This is a genomic window from Pseudoalteromonas sp. T1lg65, from assembly GCF_051930985.1.
Taxonomy (GTDB): Bacteria; Pseudomonadota; Gammaproteobacteria; order Enterobacterales; family Alteromonadaceae; genus Pseudoalteromonas.
The window spans coordinates 2,908,422-2,928,114 of sequence record NZ_CP196837.1; the positions used below are offsets into that span (position 1 = coordinate 2,908,422).

A 19,693-nucleotide genomic window follows, 5' to 3' on the forward strand; every position below is an offset into this window, starting at 1 on the left:
CGGAACTTACCTACTACTATGTTGGTTGGAAGTGATTTGATGAACACCAACAGGCAAGATGTCGTAAATGGGGCGTTGGCCCCATCGGTTATTCAATTGCTAACAATTCTACTTCAAAAATAAGTAACGAGCCGGGTTCGATTTTACCTGCGGCACGATTGCCGTAGCCAAGGTCGGGTTTGATCCAAAAGCGATATTTGTCCCCAACCGACATCAGCTGTAACCCTTCTGTCCAGCCATCAATCACTTGAGTTAAGCCAAAGCTAATGGGTTGTTGGCGCACCACTGAACTGTCAAACACCGTGCCATCCATTAACGTGCCATGATAATGCACTTTGACCTTACTGGTGGCGGTTGGTTTACCTCCACCCTCGCCTTGCTGCATCACTTGATATTGCAGCCCAGAAGCGGTGCTTTGTACGCCCTGTTGCTGAGCGTTTTCAGCCAAAAAAACTTGTGCTTGTTGGCGGTTATAATCTGCAACTTGCTTTTGTTTTTGGCTGCTTCTAAAAAATATCGCGGCGATAACCACAGCCACCACAATCAGGACGATGTTAGTTGTTGTCATTTTCAGCCTCGTCTTTGTCGTCATCGCCGTTAACCACTTTGGCGATACGCTCTAATTTTTCCATTGCCAACGCATTGATACTATCAGTTGGATAACCTTTGTCTGTCAATTCACCCGCAGGACGGTTCATCAAAATACTTAGCGCTTCATCCACCGTTGCCACAGCATACACGTGGAATTGACCTTTGCTGACGGCTTCGATTACCTCGTCGGCCAGCACCAGGTTAACACGGTTGGATTCGGGAATAATCACGCCTTGCTTGCCGGTCAGCCCGCGCATTTTACACAGCCTAAAAAAGCCTTCGATTTTTTCGTTTACGCCGCCAATGGCTTGCACGTCACCATGTTGATTAATTGAGCCCGTTAACGCGATGGATTGGTCAACTGGCAGTTGTGTCACCGCAGAAAGTAGCGCACATAGCTCGGCGAGCGAGGCACTGTCACCGTCGATATAGCCATAGTTTTGCTCAATTGCGATATTCGCGCTGAGCGTTAAGCTAAAGTGCTGAGCATATTTGTTACCCAAATATCCGGTCAATAACATCACGCCTTTAGAATGGATCGATTTTCCTAAATCTACCTCACGCTCAACGTCAATCACCCCATCTGCACCAGCATAAACTGTTGAGGTAATGCGCGCTGGCGTACCAAACGCGGTGTCACCAATATGCAATACGGTTAACCCGTTCACCTTACCAATAGCCGTGCCTTCGGTGGCGATGAGCGTGTGCCCTTCTTGAATATCACTGAGCATATTTTCGCTTAACTGCCCGGTGCGATATTCTTTGCCAATAATGGCTTCGTCAATATGACCAGCATCAATTTGCTTTAAGCCATCTTGTTTTGCATAAAAACTGGCTTCGGCCACCAGCTCAAGTACATCGGCAAAACGCGCCGATAACTTACTGTGGTGCTCGGCTTGGCGGTAACTAAACTTCAACATGCGTGCTAACGCTTGAGGTGTCAATTCACAGTGCAGCTCATTACGACAGTATTCCAGCACCTTCACAATAAACTGATATTGCACTTTGTCTGAACTTGGCAGGTAGTAGTCAAAGTCAGCCAAAACACGGAACAACTCACCAAACTCTTCATCGTATTCACCAATGGTGTAATACAAGTCTCTTGAACCTAACAAAATAATTTTTACATTTAACGGAATAAGCTGAGGCTTTAAGGTAAAACTGCTGCCGACTGAGCTGTCTTGATAAGGCAAGTCGTTTTTAATTTGATGGGTTTTTAGTGACAACTTTAAACCATCCCACACTTGGGCGTTCGCCATGACTTTTTCGGCATCCATAATCAAGTAGCCGCCGTTAGCGCGGTGCAATGCACCTGCTTGGATTGAGCGATAACTAGTAATTAAATTGCCCTGAGAAGTGGCATATTCAACCGTGCCAAAAATATTGCCAAAGGTTGGATTGGGCTCATAAACCACCGGGGCAGGATCGCCATCTTTAAACTCAACCAAAATATTGGGGGCAAAAAAGTCGGTTAGCATGGCTTTAGAATCAAAGTCATCTTTGTTGTCATCACTGCTGTCATCGTCATCTAACCAATCAAGCACCGCGTCGACAATCTCAACCTTTAAATCTTTTAAGTAACGCAATACACCAATGTGGCTAGCATACTTATGCTCAAGATCTTTTAATAACGGCTTGGCCGCCATTTCGATGGTGGTCTTTTTAAGTTTACGGAGTTTCTCAGATGACTCGCGCTTCCATCTAGGCAGCTCAATCAACGATTCAATTAAGGCATCTTCCAGTTTATCGATAGCGTTTAGAAAGTGCGCTTGCACATGTTCGTCTAGCGCCGCAAACTCGGCATCGCTGAGCTGTTTTCCATCTACCACAGGGGCAAATCCGACCGTGCCACTGTCTTCAATCAGCGCAACACTCAGGTCAATCGCTTGCTGCTCTACCGCGGTAATCGCGGCGTCGTATTTCAGTTCAAACTCTTTGTCGAGCGACTTTTTCTTGCGCTGATAACCTGGGTTATCAAATGCCGCAGGAAAAGTATCTAAAATCTCATCAATAAAGGCATCGATGTCTTCTTCTAGCTGCTTACTTTCACCAGCTTGCATAAATAGCGCGATTGGCTCACGGTGGTCGTCATAGTTATTGACGTACAACCATTCTTTAGGCGTTGGTTTGGTTTTGCTATGGGCATCAAGCTTGTCTTTAACCATAGTGAAACGGCCCAACGCAGCTTCGCCCATTACATACACATTGTAACCCGGCAGGTCCATTCCTAGCGCAAAGTCAATGGCCGTTTGCGCACGCTGTTGGCCGATAAACGGTAAAGCTTCCGGGTAAGGGTTTTGAATACAGTTTTCAATGTGAGTAAGCGAGATTTCAGGTGCCAGCGCTTCAGCCGACACCGATTTTTTAGAAAAAATAGAGGTGGATTTGGTCATTCTAACTTCTTAGTTATGTTTATGGTGCTTGTTTATGCATGCGTTTTATTTCAGCCATCGCGCCGCTGTACTATATGCTAGCTTTAGGGCGCTAACGCTCTTCTTATATATTCTCCATGACCGCATTCACTGCACTCAGGGATTTCAGTTGCATAATAAACATCAAATTTATGACCACAATTCTTACACACTAATTGCCCCAAAGCTATCCATTCTCCTTGTTTGTAAACACCTTGGTGCTCAAAATCACGCAGCATCGCCGTCCATTCTAACTGAGTACGGTCTTCCATTTGCGATATTTCAAATAAGATATTGGCTTTGGTTTCTTGCCATGCGACGTCGTCGTAGTGCGCTTTGTTTTCTAAAAAGTGCTCCACATCCCGCTTGAGGTAGTAGTAATAATCGTCGAAGGTGTGCTTGGTGTACTCTTTAAATTCCTTTTGTGTTTCCCAAAATCGTTTTGATAAGTCATCCAGCTCATGCTCTTTCACATCTTTAAGCCAAGACGAAAACTGATTGAGCCACTTTTTGTAATCTGCCATTGCTATTTACTCCTATGTCGGTCCCTTCACTGAATACTACCAGTTACATTTTCTGTGTTGGCGGTAATAGATAAAGTGTAGACTAGGAATAACAGGGTTTGTGTATGTTGATTGCCTACAAACCCTGCTCATTAGATTTTAGCGATTAAAAATCGTAAGTGACACCCATAGTAACTGTAGTGCCTAGACCTTTTACGTTATAACCACCATAAGTGTATGATTGCGCTCTTGCGGTGAAATAGTCCGCATTGAACAAGTTTTCAATGCCCACAAAGCCTTGCCAATTCGGCGCAAATTGATATTTGCCGCTGAAGTTAAAGATGTTGTAGTTAGTAATTGGTCCCTGATCGACCGAGTAACGACCATTTTCGCCGATATCAAAGCGCTTACGGTTACCAACGTATAAATAACTTAAGCTCATTGATAGCGCATCGCTAGGCTGCCAATTTAGGTTTGCGGTAAATTTGGCGGGACTGATTTGCCTAGAACCTAAGTAACTATTGTCTTTGGTATTTTTACCTTCAACAAAACTGTAAGTCGCAACAAGATTTAACTCGGCATTAATTTTGTAATCAACAAGCGCTTCGTAGCCCCAAATTTTTTGTGGTGCACGAACCGGTTCATAAATACCAGTTTTGCTATTGAAGGTGTTGGTCGTGCCAAGCTCTGATGTACTACGGTAAGCAGCAAATTCAAAACGCACGTCATCTAGTTGAGAATTAAAACCAACCTCATAGTTATCGATGATCGAGGCTTCTGTTTGGATCAAACCAATGTCGCTCACTGTCGCTGAGCGCAATAAACGACCTACATCTGAAATATCAGAGCCTTGTGAGTAGCTGAAAAACGGGCTAAACAGTTCGTTGGCATTGTACTTAACACCGACGTTATAGGTGGTTGCATCATAATCAATCGTGTCGCCTTTTACCTCGAATGGCGTTGTACACTGTTGGCCTGAACGACACAACTTTAAGGTACGATAATCATCGACAGCAAGGTCGATGCTTTCTTTTCTCACGCCCGCTTTTAGCACTAAGTCATCGGCAACCAGCCATTTGGTTTGTAAGTAACCTGCGACACTTTTCATGTCCATTTCTGGTACCCACATACGACCATCTACCAGCGGCTGTGAAGTAATGTCTCGTAGCGCGTCAATACCATAGATAAAGGTTGCTTGGACTTGGTCAAAATCAGCGACGGTGTTGAACGTCGCACGCGCGCCTTTTTTCTCCGAACGAATAATAGATTGTCCACCGCTGTAGCCATCTTCAGGGTTTGCCAAACTGGTCGAGAAGAAGAACACGTTTTCAATATCTTGCATGTAGGCATCAAGCGTTAGCTGGGTATTATTGAAAATCTCTAGATCGGTATATTTTACCGTGATGTTTTCATTCCCATCAGGACCTTGTGGCTTGCCCTGCTTTTGTAGCGCTGGTGGCACGTGGACAGCGTAGGTTTTTTCACCTTTTTGCATGTCGCCAACGACATCGCCTAAATCCGTTTTTTGCTGAGAACTGTAGAAGTTATAGCTAAACTGCAAACGCTTTTCTTCATCAAAGTCATAGCCCAGCTTGGTAAAGTAGTTCTCAGTTACCGAGTCAGACAGACCGTATTGTAGGCCAAGAATGTCACCTTCAGCATCACGCTGTACGCCATTTTCTTCATAGCTGGCAGTAACCAAATAGCTAAAATCACCAGTGCGACCATTGACAGCAGCAGAGACGCGCGCGCCTGCACTTTCTTCTAATTTAACCGCACTAAAACGGCTAGAAAGACTGATCTCACCATCCAACTGTCCGTCGGTGTCTGCTTGTTTGGTGATGTAGTTAATGATCCCACCCGACGCGCCATTACCATAAATCGACGTAGCACCTTTAATCACCTCAATTCTGGCAATAGCACTAGGATCAAGGGTTTTGACGCCAAGCGAACCGTTACGTAACGGTGTAGATTGAGGCACACCATCGATCATAACTAGCGGCGCTCGACCGCGTAATGATTGACCTGAATTGCTTGAGGAACCCGTATCCGGCGCAAGCCCCGGAACAATTTGTGATAACAAGCTTTGCAGTTCAGGATTCACTTTTAAGTGATCTTGGATCTGTTGCTGGGTAATAATGGTTATTGATGCCGGTACTTCATCGATACTTTCAAACACTCGACTACCCGAAACAACAATACGCTCCATATCTAGCGCTGTATCATTGTTTGTGTTTACTTCGTCTGCAACTACCGCGCCTGAAACTGCTATCGCTAGCGCGCTAAATGTTGTTCTAAGCATGCTCACCCTTGATTAAATTAGAATAGTATTAATAAATTGAGTGGCGGCATATTAAGTTGCAAACCCACAAAAAGCAAGCCAAATGATAACTATTTGCAATAGCAATTAAACTTTAAACTCTGAACATTGATGGATTCCCTGCAACAAACGGGGTCATAACAAGGAGCTTAGGTAAAACCTAAGAACGAAATAGTCCCTTTTCCATACAACTGAATGATGTGAAATGACCCCATTAGGAGTCAAAAATTACAGCGCGTTTAAACATTTCTTTTTGCAAATATCTTGTGCAAAGCTGAAGTTAAATATTTACCTGTGAGGTGCTGTGATTACGGGCTAAATTCGGGTATGCTATCGGGCAATTTTCTATTAATTTTGCCAGATGTTTGGAAACCTAGATGCAAGAGCAATATAACCCGCAAGATATCGAAGCCAAAGTACAGTCGTACTGGGAAGAAAACAACACGTTCAAAGTGGTTGAAGACGAAAGTAAAGAGAAGTACTACTGCCTCTCAATGTTCCCTTATCCAAGTGGTCGCCTCCACATGGGTCACGTACGTAACTACACCATTGGCGACGTGGTTTCTCGTTTCCAACGCCTACAAGGTAAAAACGTCATGCAGCCTATGGGTTGGGATGCATTTGGCCTGCCAGCTGAAAACGCGGCAATTAAAAACAATACTGCACCAGCAAAATGGACCTACGAAAATATCGATTACATGCGTAACCAGCTAAAACAACTTGGTTTTGGTTATGACTGGGATCGCGAAATCGCCACCTGTCATCCTGAATACTACAAGTGGGAACAGTGGTTTTTCACTAAGCTTTACGAAAAAGGCTTAGTGTACAAGAAAATGTCAACCGTAAACTGGGATCCGGTAGACCAAACGGTACTTGCAAATGAGCAAGTTATTGACGGCCGTGGTTGGCGCTCAGGTGCGATTGTCGAGCAAAAAGAAATTCCACAGTGGTTTATCAAAATCACGGATTACGCTCAAGAATTGCTAGATGATTTGGACAAGCTTGAACACTGGCCTGAGCAAGTTAAAACCATGCAGCGTAACTGGATTGGTCGCTCTGAAGGCGTTGAAATCGACTTTAAACGTGCTGATAACGACGAAAGCTTTACAGTATACACCACGCGTCCAGATACCTTTATGGGTGTAACGTATGTGGCTGTGGCAGCCGGTCACCCGATTGCACAAGAAGCGGCGAAAAACAGCGAAGCGGTATCGCGCTTTGTTGAAGAATGTAAAAACACCAAAGTTGCCGAAGCTGACATGGCAACAATGGAGAAAAAAGGCATTGCCACTGGCTTTACAGCCGTTCACCCATTAACCGGTCAGGAAGTGCCTATTTGGGTTGCTAACTTTGTGTTGATGGATTATGGCTCAGGTGCCGTCATGGCCGTACCGGGTCACGACCAACGTGACTACGAGTTTGCAACTGCTTATGGACTTGAGATTAAGCAAGTTATTCAACCTCTTGCCGACGCTGAAGTTGCAGCAAACCTTGAAAAAGAAGCGTTCACAGAAAAAGGCACACTGATAAACTCTGGTGAGTTTGACGGCCTAGACTTTGACGCAGCGTTTGAAGCAATTGCAACTAAGTTAGAATCAATCGGTGTTGGTAAGCGCAAAGTGAACTTCCGTCTGCGCGACTGGGGGGTAAGCCGTCAGCGTTATTGGGGTTCACCAATCCCAATGTTAAACAAAGAAGATGGTTCAGAGCTTGCCGCCCCTGAAGATATGCTGCCTGTGCGCCTTCCTGAAGACGTGGTTATGAACGGCGTTACTTCACCAATTAAAGCCGACCCTGAATGGGCGAAAGCGACGGTAAATGGCGAACCGGTATTCCACGAAACGGATACATTCGATACGTTTATGGAATCATCTTGGTACTATGCGCGCTACTGCAGCCCACGTTACGACGAAGGTATGTTAGAGCCAGGTGCAGCAAATTACTGGTTGCCAGTTAACCAATACATTGGTGGTATCGAGCATGCCATTTTACACTTATTGTACTCGCGTTTCTTCCACAAGTTACTTCGTGACTTTGGGCTAGTTAACTCTGATGAGCCGTTCGAGCGTCTACTGTGTCAAGGTATGGTGCTTGCAGAGACTTACTTCCGCAAAGACGAAAAAGGCGGTGACATTTGGATCTCGCCAACGGACGTGCAAACAGAGACAGACGACAAGGGTCGCATTCTTAAAGCATGGCACAAAGAAGATGGTCAGCCGGTGCAATCTGCTGGTATGAGCAAAATGTCAAAGTCGAAAAACAACGGTATCGACCCACAAACCGTAATCAAACAATACGGCGCTGACACGGTTCGTTTGTTTATGATGTTTACCGCACCACCAGAGCAAACACTTGAATGGTCGGATTCAGGCGTTGAAGGTGCGCACCGTTTCCTTCGTCGTATCTGGAAATACGCAGTAGACGTGAATAACGCAGGGACTGCCCAACTTGATGTCAGTAAGTTAAACGCAGCGCAAAAAACATTGCGTCGTGATTTACACAAAGCGATTGCCAAAGTCACTGATGATATTGAGCGTCGCCAAACGTTTAATACTGCTATCGCTGCGGTCATGGAGTTATCAAACAAGCTGATAAAAGCCCCTCTTGCCGATGAGCAAGATATTGCGCTAGCCAATGAAGCGCTTGAAGCGATGATCATTATGCTTGCACCAATCACGCCGCATATGTGTCATGAACTGTGGTCTGAATTAGGAAAAGCTGGTGACATCCTAGACGCCGCTTGGCCTAAAGTAGATCAAAGTGCGTTGGTTGAAGATGAAAAACTGATCATCGTACAAGTGAACGGCAAACTTCGTGCAAAGCTGACGGTTGCGGCTGATGCGACACAAGAACAGGTCGAAGCCATTGCATTTGCAGAAGAAAATGTCACTAAGTTCACCGATGGCCTAACCATTCGCAAGGTTATCTATGTGCCGGGTAAACTACTAAACGTGGTAGCCAACTAAGATGCGCAACGTACTGTGGCAATCAAGCAAACTCGCCTTTGTGCTAGTTTGCTTGCTACTCACAAGCTGCGGATTTCATTTGAAGCAAGCTTCCTACTTGCCGGATGATTTAAAAGTACTAACTCTGAGCGCAGATGATGCGCGCTCAGAGTTATACGAGCAGCTTAAATCTGATCTGATACGCGCGCAGGTAACGCTAAATCCGACTCGCGCAAAACAAGTGTCTGAGCTCCATCTATTTAAAGATTCTTTGGAACGTCAAACACTGAGCTTATTTAAAAACGGACAGGTGGCCCAATACGAATTAGCTTATAAAGTGTCTTATCGTGTTACCCGTCCTAGTGGTAAAGCGGTCGAACAGACTTTTGAGCTTTATCGAAATTATCAAGACGATCCTGATAATGCCCTTGCCAAAGCGAAAGAGCTGGAACTCATTGTAAGCGAGCTTCGCCGACAAGCCAGCGAACGTATTATCCGAGAGCTCTCACAAATATAATGCGCTGTTATGCAAATCAACTCACTACAACGTTGAGTAAAGGGCTCTCGCCTTTTTATATGGTATTTGGCGAAGAACCCTTCCAACAAGGTAACTGTGTACTAGAAATTCGTGCCTGTGCGCAACGTCAAGGCTTTGATGAAGTTATAAAATTTGCGCTGCTACCTGGCTTCGATTGGCAAGAACTAATAGCTCAGTACAATAGCATGTCGCTATTTAGTGCTAAAACCCTGATTGAACTGGATTTAAACGAGCAAAAAATCCCTGCCGCAGGTAGTCAATTACTCAAAGAGCTTGCCCAGAACCCCAACCCTGACGTTGTTTTACTATTAAAAGGACTAGGTGCAGGGCAAGATGTACAACGTACCGCGTGGTTTAAAGCGCTGGAAAAACAAGGTGTGTTTGTCCCTTGCTACGCCCTGACAGGACGACATTTAGAACGTTGGTTTGACGATGAATGCAAACGTCTTAAGCTTGCTATCACTGTGCCTGCTCGGCGCGCCCTATTGCAGGCTACCGAAGGCAATTTGTTGGCAACTCATCAAGAGCTAGAAAAGCTGTCTTTACTCTATGGCAAAAGCCAAATTGATGAGCAACAAATCGTCACTGGCTTATTAAATCAAGCCAAGTTTGATATTTTTGATTTAAACAAAGGCATCTTAACCGGTAACGCTAAACTGATAATCAAAGTGCTTAACAAGCTAGCTGCCGATAATGTCGAACCGGTCAGCATTCTATGGACCTTGCAAAATCAGGCCAAACTGCTTCTTAACATCAAAAATGCGTGGCAATCAGGCACACCATTAGAAGAAGCGTTCAAAAAGCATAATGTTTGGAAAAACCAACAGGCAATGACGCAACAGGCGTTAGACAGGCTCCCGGTGAAGGTCATCAAATCTCTTATCGGGCAAATGTCTGAGTTTGATGTTGCTTATAAAGAAGGACGAGTGGTTGCGCCCTATCAAGCACTCGCACATATTGCCTTAACATTCGTCCAACCTATACCGATACCGTTGCCGATCACTCGTTCGGAGCTGTCATGATTGCGCTGCTCGGTGGTACCTTTGATCCTCCTCACTTGGGACATTTGAATATGGCGTTACAGTGTGCTGAAACACTGCAACTGCAGAGCTTGTACTTTTTGCCCTGCGCTATTCCAGTACACAAGCAACGCCCCAGTATTACAGATGCTCATCGCATCAATATGCTCAAGCTGATGTTGCAAAATCACGATGTGCTAAAAATTGATGAACGCGAGTTACTACGACAAGGTCCATCCTATAGTTTGCTGACGTTACAAGAGTTAAGACAAGAGGCTGGAGATTCCCCCATCATATTTTTAATGGGGATGGATTCTTTTAATACTTTCCACCTGTGGTATCACTGGCAAGAAATCACGAAACTGTGCCATTTGGTAGTGTATCAACGTCCAGGGCAAGACAATACACCTGATAGTGCGTTAACAAATTATCTTAAAAGCGCTATCACCAGCGACGTCACCAAGCTAACCACAACACAAGCTGGTCACTGCTTTTTTCTAGATGGTGTGCAACGAGACATTGCCTCAAGCGATATTCGTAAAGCGATTGCCCAACAAAATACCGACCGCATGGAACAATGGCTAACAAGGCCAGTCATAGAATATATTAATCAGCATCGTCTGTATGCTGAATAGCCTTGAAAAGCATGTTAAAATTATCGATTATTTGCAAAACAGAGAAATAAACTTGGACTCAAAACAACTATTAGCATTCGCGCTAGACAAAGTTGACGATATGAAAGCGCGTGATGTGGTGCATTTAGATGTACGAGAAACCTCTTCTATCACTGATTATTTAGTTATTTGCACAGGCACGTCAAAGCGCCATGCTCAGTCGATCGCGGATCATGTTGCTAAGTCAGCTCGCGATGCCGGCGAGCCTCCCATTGGTCAAGAAGGCCAAGATGTGGGGGAATGGGTACTGGTTGACCTTGGCGATGTGGTTGTGCACGTAATGCAAGAGCAAACCAGAGCGTTTTACGATTTAGAAAAACTTTGGGGTTGATGTGAAGATCCAACTCGTTGCTGTTGGCACCAAAATGCCCGCTTGGGTCGAAACTGGCTTTAAAGAATACCAGCGTCGTTTTCCAAAGGACATGCCACTGGAGTTAATTGAAATCACTGCTGGGAAACGTGGTAAAAACGCTGACATTAAGCGAATTTTACAACAAGAAGGTGAAAAAACCTTAGCAGCAATCCCAAAAGGAAATCGTATAGTTACTCTAGAGGTGACTGGCAAACCTTGGGATACACACCAGCTAGCAGCGAATATGGAAAAGTGGCAACATGATGGCCGAGATGTCAGCCTGCTCATTGGTGGCCCAGAAGGTCTTGCGCCTGAGTGCATTGCTGCGTCGGAGCAAAAGTGGTCATTATCAAATCTGACATTGCCCCACCCATTGGTTAGAATTGTGGTAGCAGAAAGCTTATATCGAGGCTGGAGCTTAAATAACAATCACCCATATCACAGAGAATAATAATGCTAAAAACAAGGCCGACGATAAGGGATCATTCAGCAGAGGCAAACTTGTTCGCAAGGCGAGCTTTTGTCGGCTTTGTTTTTGTTGTCATTTTAATTGGAATTTTGTTTCACAATATCTACACCCTACAAATTAAAGAACACCAAACATACAAAACTCGCTCTAACGAAAACCGTATTAAGGTTTTGCCTGTCGCGCCAAACCGAGGTCTTATCTACGATAGAAACGGTGTTCTGCTGGCTGAAAATAGACCAGTTTACAATCTTGAGGTGGTTCCCGAGCAAGTCGAAGACTTGGATGCCGCATTAGCTGAAGTTAGCCAGCTTATTGAGCTTACTGAGTCACAAATCACCGAGTTTAAGAAGGAAATACGCAATAAGCGTAGATTTAAAAGCCAAGTACTAAAGGGCCGCTTAAATGAGCAAGAAGTGGCCATTATGTCCGTTAACCAACATAAGTTTCCCGGCTTTAGTATCGAGGCTCGTTTATCTCGATATTACCCTTATGGTGACACCCTGACACATGCTTTGGGCTACGTCTCCAAGCTTAACAAAAAAGAACTAGAAGAACTTGAAGCAGAAGGTAGAGCCACCAATTACCGAGCCACTTACGATATTGGTAAATTGGGCATAGAAAAATTTTATGAGCAACACCTGCATGGCATTGTAGGCTCTCGACGAGTAGAGGTGAATAACCGAGGTCGAATTATTCGCACCTTGAGCATGGAAACCCCAACTCCTGGGCGAGACCTCGTCTTGACACTTGATATTGGTTTACAACAAATAGCCCAACATGCTCTTGGCGACAATCGTGGTGCCGTTGTTGCGCTTGATCCCAAAGATGGTGGAATTTTGGCGCTTTATTCCAATCCCAGTTATGACCCTAATTTGTTTGTTCACGGCATAAGCTCCAAAGACTACAAAGCCCTTTTAAACCCTGACTTACCTCTGATTAACCGTACTACGCAAGGCCGTTATGCTCCGGCATCAACCGTAAAGCCACATTTAGCAATACTTGCTTTGGAAGAAGAGATTGTTGAGGAAGATACCATCATTTATGATCCGGGCTTTTTTGAAATTCCTGGTGTTGACCACCGTTGGCGAGATTGGCAGGCGTGGGGCCATGCCAAAGGAAAAGTGGATGTTTACACCGCCATAGAACTGTCCTGTGATACCTATTTTTACACCACGGCATATAAGCTTGGGATCACCAAAATTAGTGACTTTATGAGTCAGTTTGGTTTCGGTGAATTGTCAGGCATTGATATCTACGAAGAAACGTCAGCCATTATGCCTACCACACAATGGAAAAGAGAACGTTTCAAAGAGTCATGGTGGCCTGGAGATACAATTTCTGTCGGTATTGGGCAAGGTTACTGGACGGCAACACCAGTACAAATTGCCAACGCATTAAACATACTGGTTAATAAAGGGAAAAATTATCAGCCGCACTTAGTGCAGGTCTCTAAACAAGGCGAAATTATAGAGCGGCTTTATACCGAAGAGAAGCCACCTATCGAGCTGAATAACCCTTACCACTGGGATATTGCTCTCACAGCAATGCACAACGCCGTGTTAGAAGGAACTGCGAGTACCCCGTTTAAAGGGGCGGATTACGACCCAGCAGGTAAAACCGGTACTGCTCAGGTTGTTAGCATTGCCCAAGGTGAAAAGTATGATGCTAAAAAGCTCAAAGAAAAACATCGCGATAATGGCATTTATGTGGGATTTGCACCGTTCAGTGACCCGCGGATCGTTGTGGCCGTTGTCGTTGAAAACCAAGGTGGAGGTAGTACTGTCGCCGCTCCAATCGCAAGGCAACTGATGGATTATTACTTTTCGGCCTACCCACTACCCAAGGAGCCTGAATCATGACGCCACTCACCCAGCAGCGCTCTTTTTGGCAGAAAATCCACTTGGATTTACCCTTACTACTCGCGCTTATGGCGATGATGTTAGGCAGTTTAGCCATCGTTTATAGTGCCAGCGGTCAAGATACAGGAATGCTAACTCGTCACGCTACGCGAATGTTTGGTGCCATACTGGCAATGCTTTTTATGGCGCAGCTTTCACCAAACACCCTAAAACGGGTGGTGATCCCAGCTTATTTGACCGGCTTAGTGATGCTTGTGGCGGTGTTATTCGTGGGAGTAAGCAGTAAAGGGGCCCAGCGTTGGTTAGACTTAGGCGTTACTCGTTTTCAACCGTCTGAAATAATGAAGCTGGCTGTTCCCATGATGGTCGCTTGGTTTATTGGCCGCTCTCATTTACCACCAAGTATTATCAATTTACTGGGTGGCTTTATCATTGTGCTTGTGCCCACCATTTTAATCAAAGAGCAACCTGACTTAGGTACCTCAATCTTAATTGCCAGTTCCGGGATTTTTGTGTTGTTCTTAGCAGGCCTCAGCTGGCGTTTGATTGGCGCAGGATTACTGCTTGCCATTCCCGGCGGCTTTGCATTTTGGCACTATGGTATGCATGCCTATCAAAAACAACGTGTGCTGACATTTCTGAATCCAGAGAGCGATCCATTGGGCGCTGGCTACCATATTATCCAGTCCAAAATTGCCATTGGCTCTGGTGGAATTGAGGGTAAAGGCTGGATGCATGGCACACAGTCGCAATTGGAGTTTTTACCAGAACGCCACACCGACTTTATCTTTTCAGTACTTGGAGAGGAATTTGGTCTCACTGGCGTGACCATTTTACTCGGTTTGTATTTATTTATTATTGGCCGCGGGCTGTACATTGCCGTAAGGGCACAAGATGCGTTTAGTAAATTACTTGCAGGCGCACTAACAATGACTTTCTTTGTCTACATTTTTGTTAATATCGGAATGGTGTCTGGGTTGTTGCCCGTTGTTGGGGTTCCGCTACCGCTTATTAGTTATGGTGGCACATCCATGGTGACGTTGATGGCGGGTTTTGGCATTATTATGTCCATCGCAACCGATAAGAGGATGTTATTAAAGTAATGAAATCGACTAGCGCCTTTTTCAATACCTTGTTATTGATAATAATATTCTTAACCTTAACTGCCTGTAGTAGTCGCTACCATATTCGCCACGACAAAGCGCCATTGCGCGTTCCTACCGCGTTAGAAATGCAAGACGCGATTGTCACAGATGAGGCCAAAAGCGTTGCCACTAGCCGCCCTTACGTTATTAATGGGGTTCGGTATACGCCAATGTCTGATGAAAAAGGTTATACCGAACAAGGGATTGCTTCTTGGTATGGCAGAAAATTCCATGGCTACCATACCTCAAACGGTGAAATCTATAACATGTTCGATATGACAGCTGCACACAAGACTCTGCCATTACCAAGTTTTGTCAAAGTCACCAATTTAGATAATGGCAAGTCCGCCATTGTTAGAGTTAATGACCGAGGCCCATTTCATGACGAAAGGGTCATTGATTTGTCATATGCTGCAGCGTACAAACTCGGCTATCATACCCAAGGTACAGCACGAGTTAAGCTTGAAGCTGTCACACTCAACAGAACTAATCCAAGATTAACGTATGTACAAGTCGCTGCGGGCAGTAAATTAGAGAACTTACAACTGCTTGCCGGACAGCTTCGAGAGCAATATGGGTTAGGAACTCCCATCACTTTCGAAAATAATTTATACAAACTGCGTGTAGGGCCGCTACAAGATGATAGCAAAGCACAAGCCTTACTCGAAAAGTTAAGAAACAATCAATTTAACCGAGCCTTCTTGCTTTACAGTGAGCAGGAACTTTAGAATATAGTTAAAGCCAAGTTACCGCCTAAATCAGTAACTGGCGCTAATTGCCGATAAACAAAAAAGCGAGCATGATGACTTCAATCAAATCAAAAATTGCCAAAAATCTTCTTGGGCTAGTGTGTACTTTTACACTTGCGGGTGCCAATGCAGCCATTTTACCTTCACCGCCTCAGGTTAATGCCAAAGGCTTCATTCTAGTTGACTTCACGACGGGCAAAGTAATTGCAGAAGGCAATGCTGATACTAAACTTGCACCTGCAAGTTTGACCAAAATGATGACCAGCTACGTCATTGGTACTGAAATCGAGTCAGGCAACATTTCGCCTTCGGATATGGTAACTATTAGTGAAAAGGCTTGGGCTAAAAACTTCCCAGAATCATCAAAGATGTTTATTGAAGTAGGCAAACAAGTGAGCGTCGAGGACCTTAACCGCGGTATCATTATTCAATCGGGTAACGACGCCTGTGTTGCCATGGCTGAGCACATTGCTGGTAGCGAAAGCGCATTCGCCGATTTAATGAATGCCCACGCTGAAAAACTAGGCATGACAAACAGTCACTTTATCAATAGCCATGGTTTAGACACCAACGAACATTTCACTACAGCCAGAGACATGGCCACTTTGGGGGCAGCGCTGATCAGAGATGTACCAGAAGAATATGCGCTATACAAAGAAAAGTCGTTCACTTATAACGGCATCAAACAATACAACCGTAACACATTATTGTGGGATGCAAGCCTCGACGTTGACGGCATTAAAACCGGCCACACTTCAGAGGCAGGCTATAGCTTGGTGACTTCTGCAACCAAAGACGACATGCGCCTGATCGCTGTAGTCATGGGCACAGAGAGTGAACGTGCAAGACAAGTAGAAAACAAAAAGCTACTTAACTACGGTTTCAGATTCTATGAAACAATCACTCCATACAAAGCTGGCGACAGCTTCGCTGAGCAACGTATTTGGATGGGTAATCAAGAAACCGTTTCTCTTGGTATTATGCAAGATACGCCAATTACCATCCCGCGCGGTCAAAGCGACAACCTAAAAGCTCACTTTGAGCTTGATAAAACACTAGAAGCCCCCATTGCGAAAGGTGAAAAGGTCGGTACTTTGTATCTACAGTTAGAAGGTGAAGACATTGCCCAGTATCCACTGGTGACTTTGGAAGAAGTTGCAGAAGGCGGTTTCTTTAGCAAAATCTATGACTACCTAAGATTGCAAATCTCTCAATAGATTACCTTTCAACAGGCCAACCGGAATAGGAAAAGTTGGCCTTATTAACTCCTCGTTGATAGCATTTTCTCAAATACTCCCCTCGCAAAGAAACCAACAAGCTTCATCTACTTCAACCTTCTTCATTACAACAACTGCAGTGTCCATTGTATTGACAAAGTAAAGAGAGAGAATTAAAAATCAACCAGACATTTAAAGATAAAGCTGTGCAATGTGATTTAAGGTCCAAATATACAAGGAAGAAATGTAAGGAAATCCAACCATGACTGTTCCTCAATACTTTAAACAATCCCCCATTTATGTGCACCTTAGCATGGCAATGTTTATTGCCTGCTTTCTGCTAAGCAATTTTTTAAACATTCCCGCGTTATTATATATCGGCTTTTATATTGCGCTGTATGCTGCACTTGATGAACTCACTACGCACCTCAACAAAACACCAGCCGAAAAGTCACACGGACTTCAGTTTGGATGCTTACTGATATTCCCTCTTATGATGGCGGGCATTATTATTTTCCCAGTACCAGCGATACTGATTACCTGCATCAACCTGCTGTTGGTTGCTGCGGTTGTGCATCACCTTGTAGGTGTGTTAAGCAGCAAAACTTTGCGATCGAAAGAAACGATAGTGAGTCAATTTAAGCACAAAAAAGTGGCAATGTTAGTGTTGCTGTCCTCAGTAACTGTGCTCCGAATATTTATTGATTCTCTTGGCTTAGCTGTTACCAATCACTGCTTCTTACTGATTATTGCTCTAATGGTTTTTAACGATTGCAAAGATATCATTACTGACAGTAACTAATTTCAAAACCCTTCATCAACAACGTCCTGCTCATGGACGTTTTTTTTTGTCTTAAAAATGATAGAATACGCTGATTAATTGGTGAGCGCAGGTCTTACTAAGAGTCAAAGTCACTCTTGTAAATGCGGCTTGTCGCCATCATATTGCGTATTAAGTAGTAAGTTTTAAAGGATACCGTCGTGGTAAAACCAGTTCAAAATACTAAGTTTGACGAATACTTAGAATTTCCTTGCCCATTTACTTTTAAAATTATGGGCCTTGCAGATGTTAATTTGACGGACCAAATCCTCACCACTTTGCAACAGATTGCACCGGGTGATTATGCCCCGAAGGTGAAACCAAGTAGCAAAGGGACTTATGAATCAGTGACAGTCGTTGCGACTGTGACTTCAAAAGAACATATCGAGCAAATCTATACTGAGATTGGCAGCATCGAAGTCGTCCGTTACGTACTTTAATCATCGAAGGAAAGTAATGAGCGCTCGAAAGCTGATTGTTCGCCAACTTGGGTTGCAAGATTACCAACCTATTTGGCAAAAAATGCAGGCCTTTACTGATGATCGTGACGATGACACAGCCGATGAACTTTGGTTGGTAGAGCACACGCCCGTTTTTACTCAAGGTCAAGCCGGAAAGGAAGAACATTTACTGGCGCCCGGTGATATTCCAGTGGTCAAAGTCGATCGTGGTGGTCAAGTTACCTATCACGGTCCTGGCCAACAGATGCTTTACGTGTTGTTAAATTTACGACGTCTAAAGATTGGTGTTCGAGAGCTGGTAACTTGGCTTGAAGAAGCCATAATTGCTGCACTTAAAGACTACGGTATCGACGCTTACGCTAAAGCCGATGCACCCGGCGTGTATGTAAATGATAGCAAAGTAGCTTCACTGGGGTTGCGTGTCCGTCGTGGCTGTTCATTTCATGGGCTCGCACTAAACGTCAACATGGACTTGAGCCCATTTTTGCGTATCAATCCGTGTGGTTACGCAGGCATGAACATGGTGCAAACAATCGATTTAAATGGTCCAAAATCTTTGCAAGAAGCAGGTGATGGTCTGATAAAACACATGCTTGAGCGCATCAAAGCGGAGCATGTTGAATATACTGAAGGGTTTGAAAACGAATGAGTAAACCAGTCAAAATGGAGCCTGGGGTAAAGCTCCGCGATGCTGAAAAAATGGCATTGATCCCGGTTAAAGTCATGCCGACAGAGCGCGAAGAAATGCTCAGAAAACCAGAGTGGCTAAAGATCAGGCTACCAAAGTCAAGTGAACGTATTGACGGTATCAAGCAAGCAATGCGTAAGCATGGCCTGCATTCGGTGTGTGAAGAAGCATCTTGCCCTAACTTATCAGAATGTTTTAATCACGGTACTGCGACCTTTATGATTTTGGGTGCAATCTGTACTCGCCGTTGTCCATTTTGCGATGTTGCACACGGTCGTCCATTAAAGCCTGATGCGCAAGAACCTGAAAAACTAGCACTTACTATCAAAGATATGAAGTTGAGCTATGTAGTCATTACTTCTGTAGATCGTGATGATTTACGTGATGGTGGCGCTCAGCATTTTGCCGATTGTATTCGTGAAATTCGCAAACACAATCCGGGCATTACCATTGAAATTTTGGTGCCTGACTTCCGTGGTCGTATGGACAAAGCCCTTGAGATCCTGTCTGAAACACCACCTGATGTATTTAACCACAACTTAGAAACTGCACCGCGCCTGTATAAGTTAGCGCGTCCTGGTGCTGATTATAAATGGTCACTTGAACTGCTTAAGCGCTTTAAAGAAGCCCATCCTGAAGTTAAGACTAAGTCAGGCCTAATGGTTGGACTTGGTGAAGAAATACCAGAGATCGAAGAAGTACTGCGTGACCTACGCGAGCACAATGTCGATATGCTCACTGTTGGCCAGTATCTGCAACCTTCCAAGCACCACCTGCCGGTAAAAAGATATGTGCCGCCCGCTGAATTTGATGCACTAAAAGAGTATGCCGACGAAATTGGCTTTACTCACGCTGCATGTGGGCCGTTTGTTCGCTCCAGCTACCATGCAGATCAGCAAGCTGCAGGCAAAGAAGTAAAATAAATCTGTCAT

General features: G+C 44.5%; 18 protein-coding genes. 14 read left to right on the forward strand and 4 right to left on the reverse strand.

What is annotated here, in order from left to right; genetic code table 11:
• Nucleotides 1-88: 88 nt before the first annotated feature.
• The 4 genes from ACSLBF_RS12800 to ACSLBF_RS12815 form a co-directional block, all read right to left on the reverse strand.
• Nucleotides 89-568: an FKBP-type peptidyl-prolyl cis-trans isomerase gene (locus ACSLBF_RS12800; RefSeq protein ID WP_440053766.1), complete on the reverse strand. Its 480-nt coding sequence runs from the start codon at nt 566-568 to the stop codon at nt 89-91.
• Nucleotides 555-2,984 carry a Lon protease family protein gene (locus ACSLBF_RS12805; RefSeq protein WP_440053767.1) on the reverse strand — a complete coding sequence of 810 codons (2,430 nt, stop codon included), beginning with the start codon at nt 2,982-2,984 and terminating at the stop codon, nt 555-557. Before ACSLBF_RS12805 ends, ACSLBF_RS12800 begins: the two co-directional genes overlap by 14 nt.
• Before the next feature lie 83 nt (nt 2,985-3,067).
• A complete protein-coding gene (locus ACSLBF_RS12810; RefSeq protein ID WP_440053768.1) occupies nt 3,068-3,526 on the reverse strand; it encodes a zinc ribbon-containing protein in 459 nt (152 codons plus the stop codon).
• Nucleotides 3,527-3,671: 145 nt separating this feature from the next.
• Entirely contained in the window at nt 3,672-5,807 is a 2,136-nt protein-coding gene (locus ACSLBF_RS12815) for a TonB-dependent receptor (protein ID WP_440053769.1), read from the reverse strand.
• Nucleotides 5,808-6,202: 395 nt separating this feature from the next.
• Here ACSLBF_RS12815 and leuS point away from each other — a divergent pair, with 395 nt between their 5' ends.
• From leuS to lipA, 14 genes are all read left to right on the forward strand, one after another.
• Entirely contained in the window at nt 6,203-8,791 is a 2,589-nt protein-coding gene (leuS, locus tag ACSLBF_RS12820; RefSeq protein ID WP_440053770.1) for a leucine--tRNA ligase, read from the forward strand.
• A gap of 1 nt (nt 8,792) precedes the next feature.
• Nucleotides 8,793-9,287: an LPS-assembly lipoprotein LptE gene (locus tag ACSLBF_RS12825; protein ID WP_440053771.1), complete on the forward strand. Its 495-nt coding sequence runs from the start codon at nt 8,793-8,795 to the stop codon at nt 9,285-9,287.
• Entirely contained in the window at nt 9,287-10,330 is a 1,044-nt protein-coding gene (holA, locus tag ACSLBF_RS12830) for a DNA polymerase III subunit delta (RefSeq protein ID WP_440053772.1), read from the forward strand. The genes ACSLBF_RS12825 and holA overlap by 1 nt, the downstream gene beginning before the upstream one ends.
• Nucleotides 10,327-10,962, forward strand: coding sequence for a nicotinate-nucleotide adenylyltransferase (nadD, locus tag ACSLBF_RS12835; RefSeq protein WP_440053773.1), 636 nt, complete (start codon nt 10,327-10,329; stop codon nt 10,960-10,962). The genes holA and nadD overlap by 4 nt, the downstream gene beginning before the upstream one ends.
• 52 nt (nt 10,963-11,014) lie before the next feature.
• A complete protein-coding gene (gene rsfS, locus ACSLBF_RS12840) occupies nt 11,015-11,332 on the forward strand; it encodes a ribosome silencing factor (RefSeq protein WP_440056231.1) in 318 nt (105 codons plus the stop codon).
• Nucleotide 11,333: 1 nt separating this feature from the next.
• Entirely contained in the window at nt 11,334-11,804 is a 471-nt protein-coding gene (gene rlmH, locus ACSLBF_RS12845) for a 23S rRNA (pseudouridine(1915)-N(3))-methyltransferase RlmH (protein ID WP_440053774.1), read from the forward strand.
• 2 nt (nt 11,805-11,806) lie between these two features.
• Nucleotides 11,807-13,681 carry a penicillin-binding protein 2 gene (mrdA, locus tag ACSLBF_RS12850; protein ID WP_440053775.1) on the forward strand — a complete coding sequence of 625 codons (1,875 nt, stop codon included), beginning with the start codon at nt 11,807-11,809 and terminating at the stop codon, nt 13,679-13,681.
• The gene (gene rodA, locus ACSLBF_RS12855) at nt 13,678-14,784 is read left to right on the forward strand and encodes a rod shape-determining protein RodA (RefSeq protein ID WP_440053776.1); all 1,107 of its coding nucleotides are present in this window, start codon (nt 13,678-13,680) and stop codon (nt 14,782-14,784) included. The genes mrdA and rodA overlap by 4 nt, the downstream gene beginning before the upstream one ends.
• Nucleotides 14,784-15,554, forward strand: coding sequence for a septal ring lytic transglycosylase RlpA family protein (locus tag ACSLBF_RS12860; protein ID WP_440053777.1), 771 nt, complete (start codon nt 14,784-14,786; stop codon nt 15,552-15,554). Before rodA ends, ACSLBF_RS12860 begins: the two co-directional genes overlap by 1 nt.
• Before the next feature lie 74 nt (nt 15,555-15,628).
• A complete protein-coding gene (locus tag ACSLBF_RS12865; protein WP_440056232.1) occupies nt 15,629-16,792 on the forward strand; it encodes a serine hydrolase in 1,164 nt (387 codons plus the stop codon).
• 262 nt (nt 16,793-17,054) lie between these two features.
• Entirely contained in the window at nt 17,055-17,594 is a 540-nt protein-coding gene (locus ACSLBF_RS12870) for a hypothetical protein (RefSeq protein ID WP_440053778.1), read from the forward strand.
• 179 nt (nt 17,595-17,773) lie between these two features.
• Nucleotides 17,774-18,052 carry a DUF493 family protein YbeD gene (ybeD, locus tag ACSLBF_RS12875; protein ID WP_440053779.1) on the forward strand — a complete coding sequence of 93 codons (279 nt, stop codon included), beginning with the start codon at nt 17,774-17,776 and terminating at the stop codon, nt 18,050-18,052.
• A gap of 16 nt (nt 18,053-18,068) precedes the next feature.
• Nucleotides 18,069-18,722 carry a lipoyl(octanoyl) transferase LipB gene (lipB, locus tag ACSLBF_RS12880; protein ID WP_440053780.1) on the forward strand — a complete coding sequence of 218 codons (654 nt, stop codon included), beginning with the start codon at nt 18,069-18,071 and terminating at the stop codon, nt 18,720-18,722.
• Entirely contained in the window at nt 18,719-19,684 is a 966-nt protein-coding gene (gene lipA, locus ACSLBF_RS12885) for a lipoyl synthase (protein ID WP_440053781.1), read from the forward strand. Before lipB ends, lipA begins: the two co-directional genes overlap by 4 nt.
• Nucleotides 19,685-19,693 lie beyond the last annotated feature (9 nt).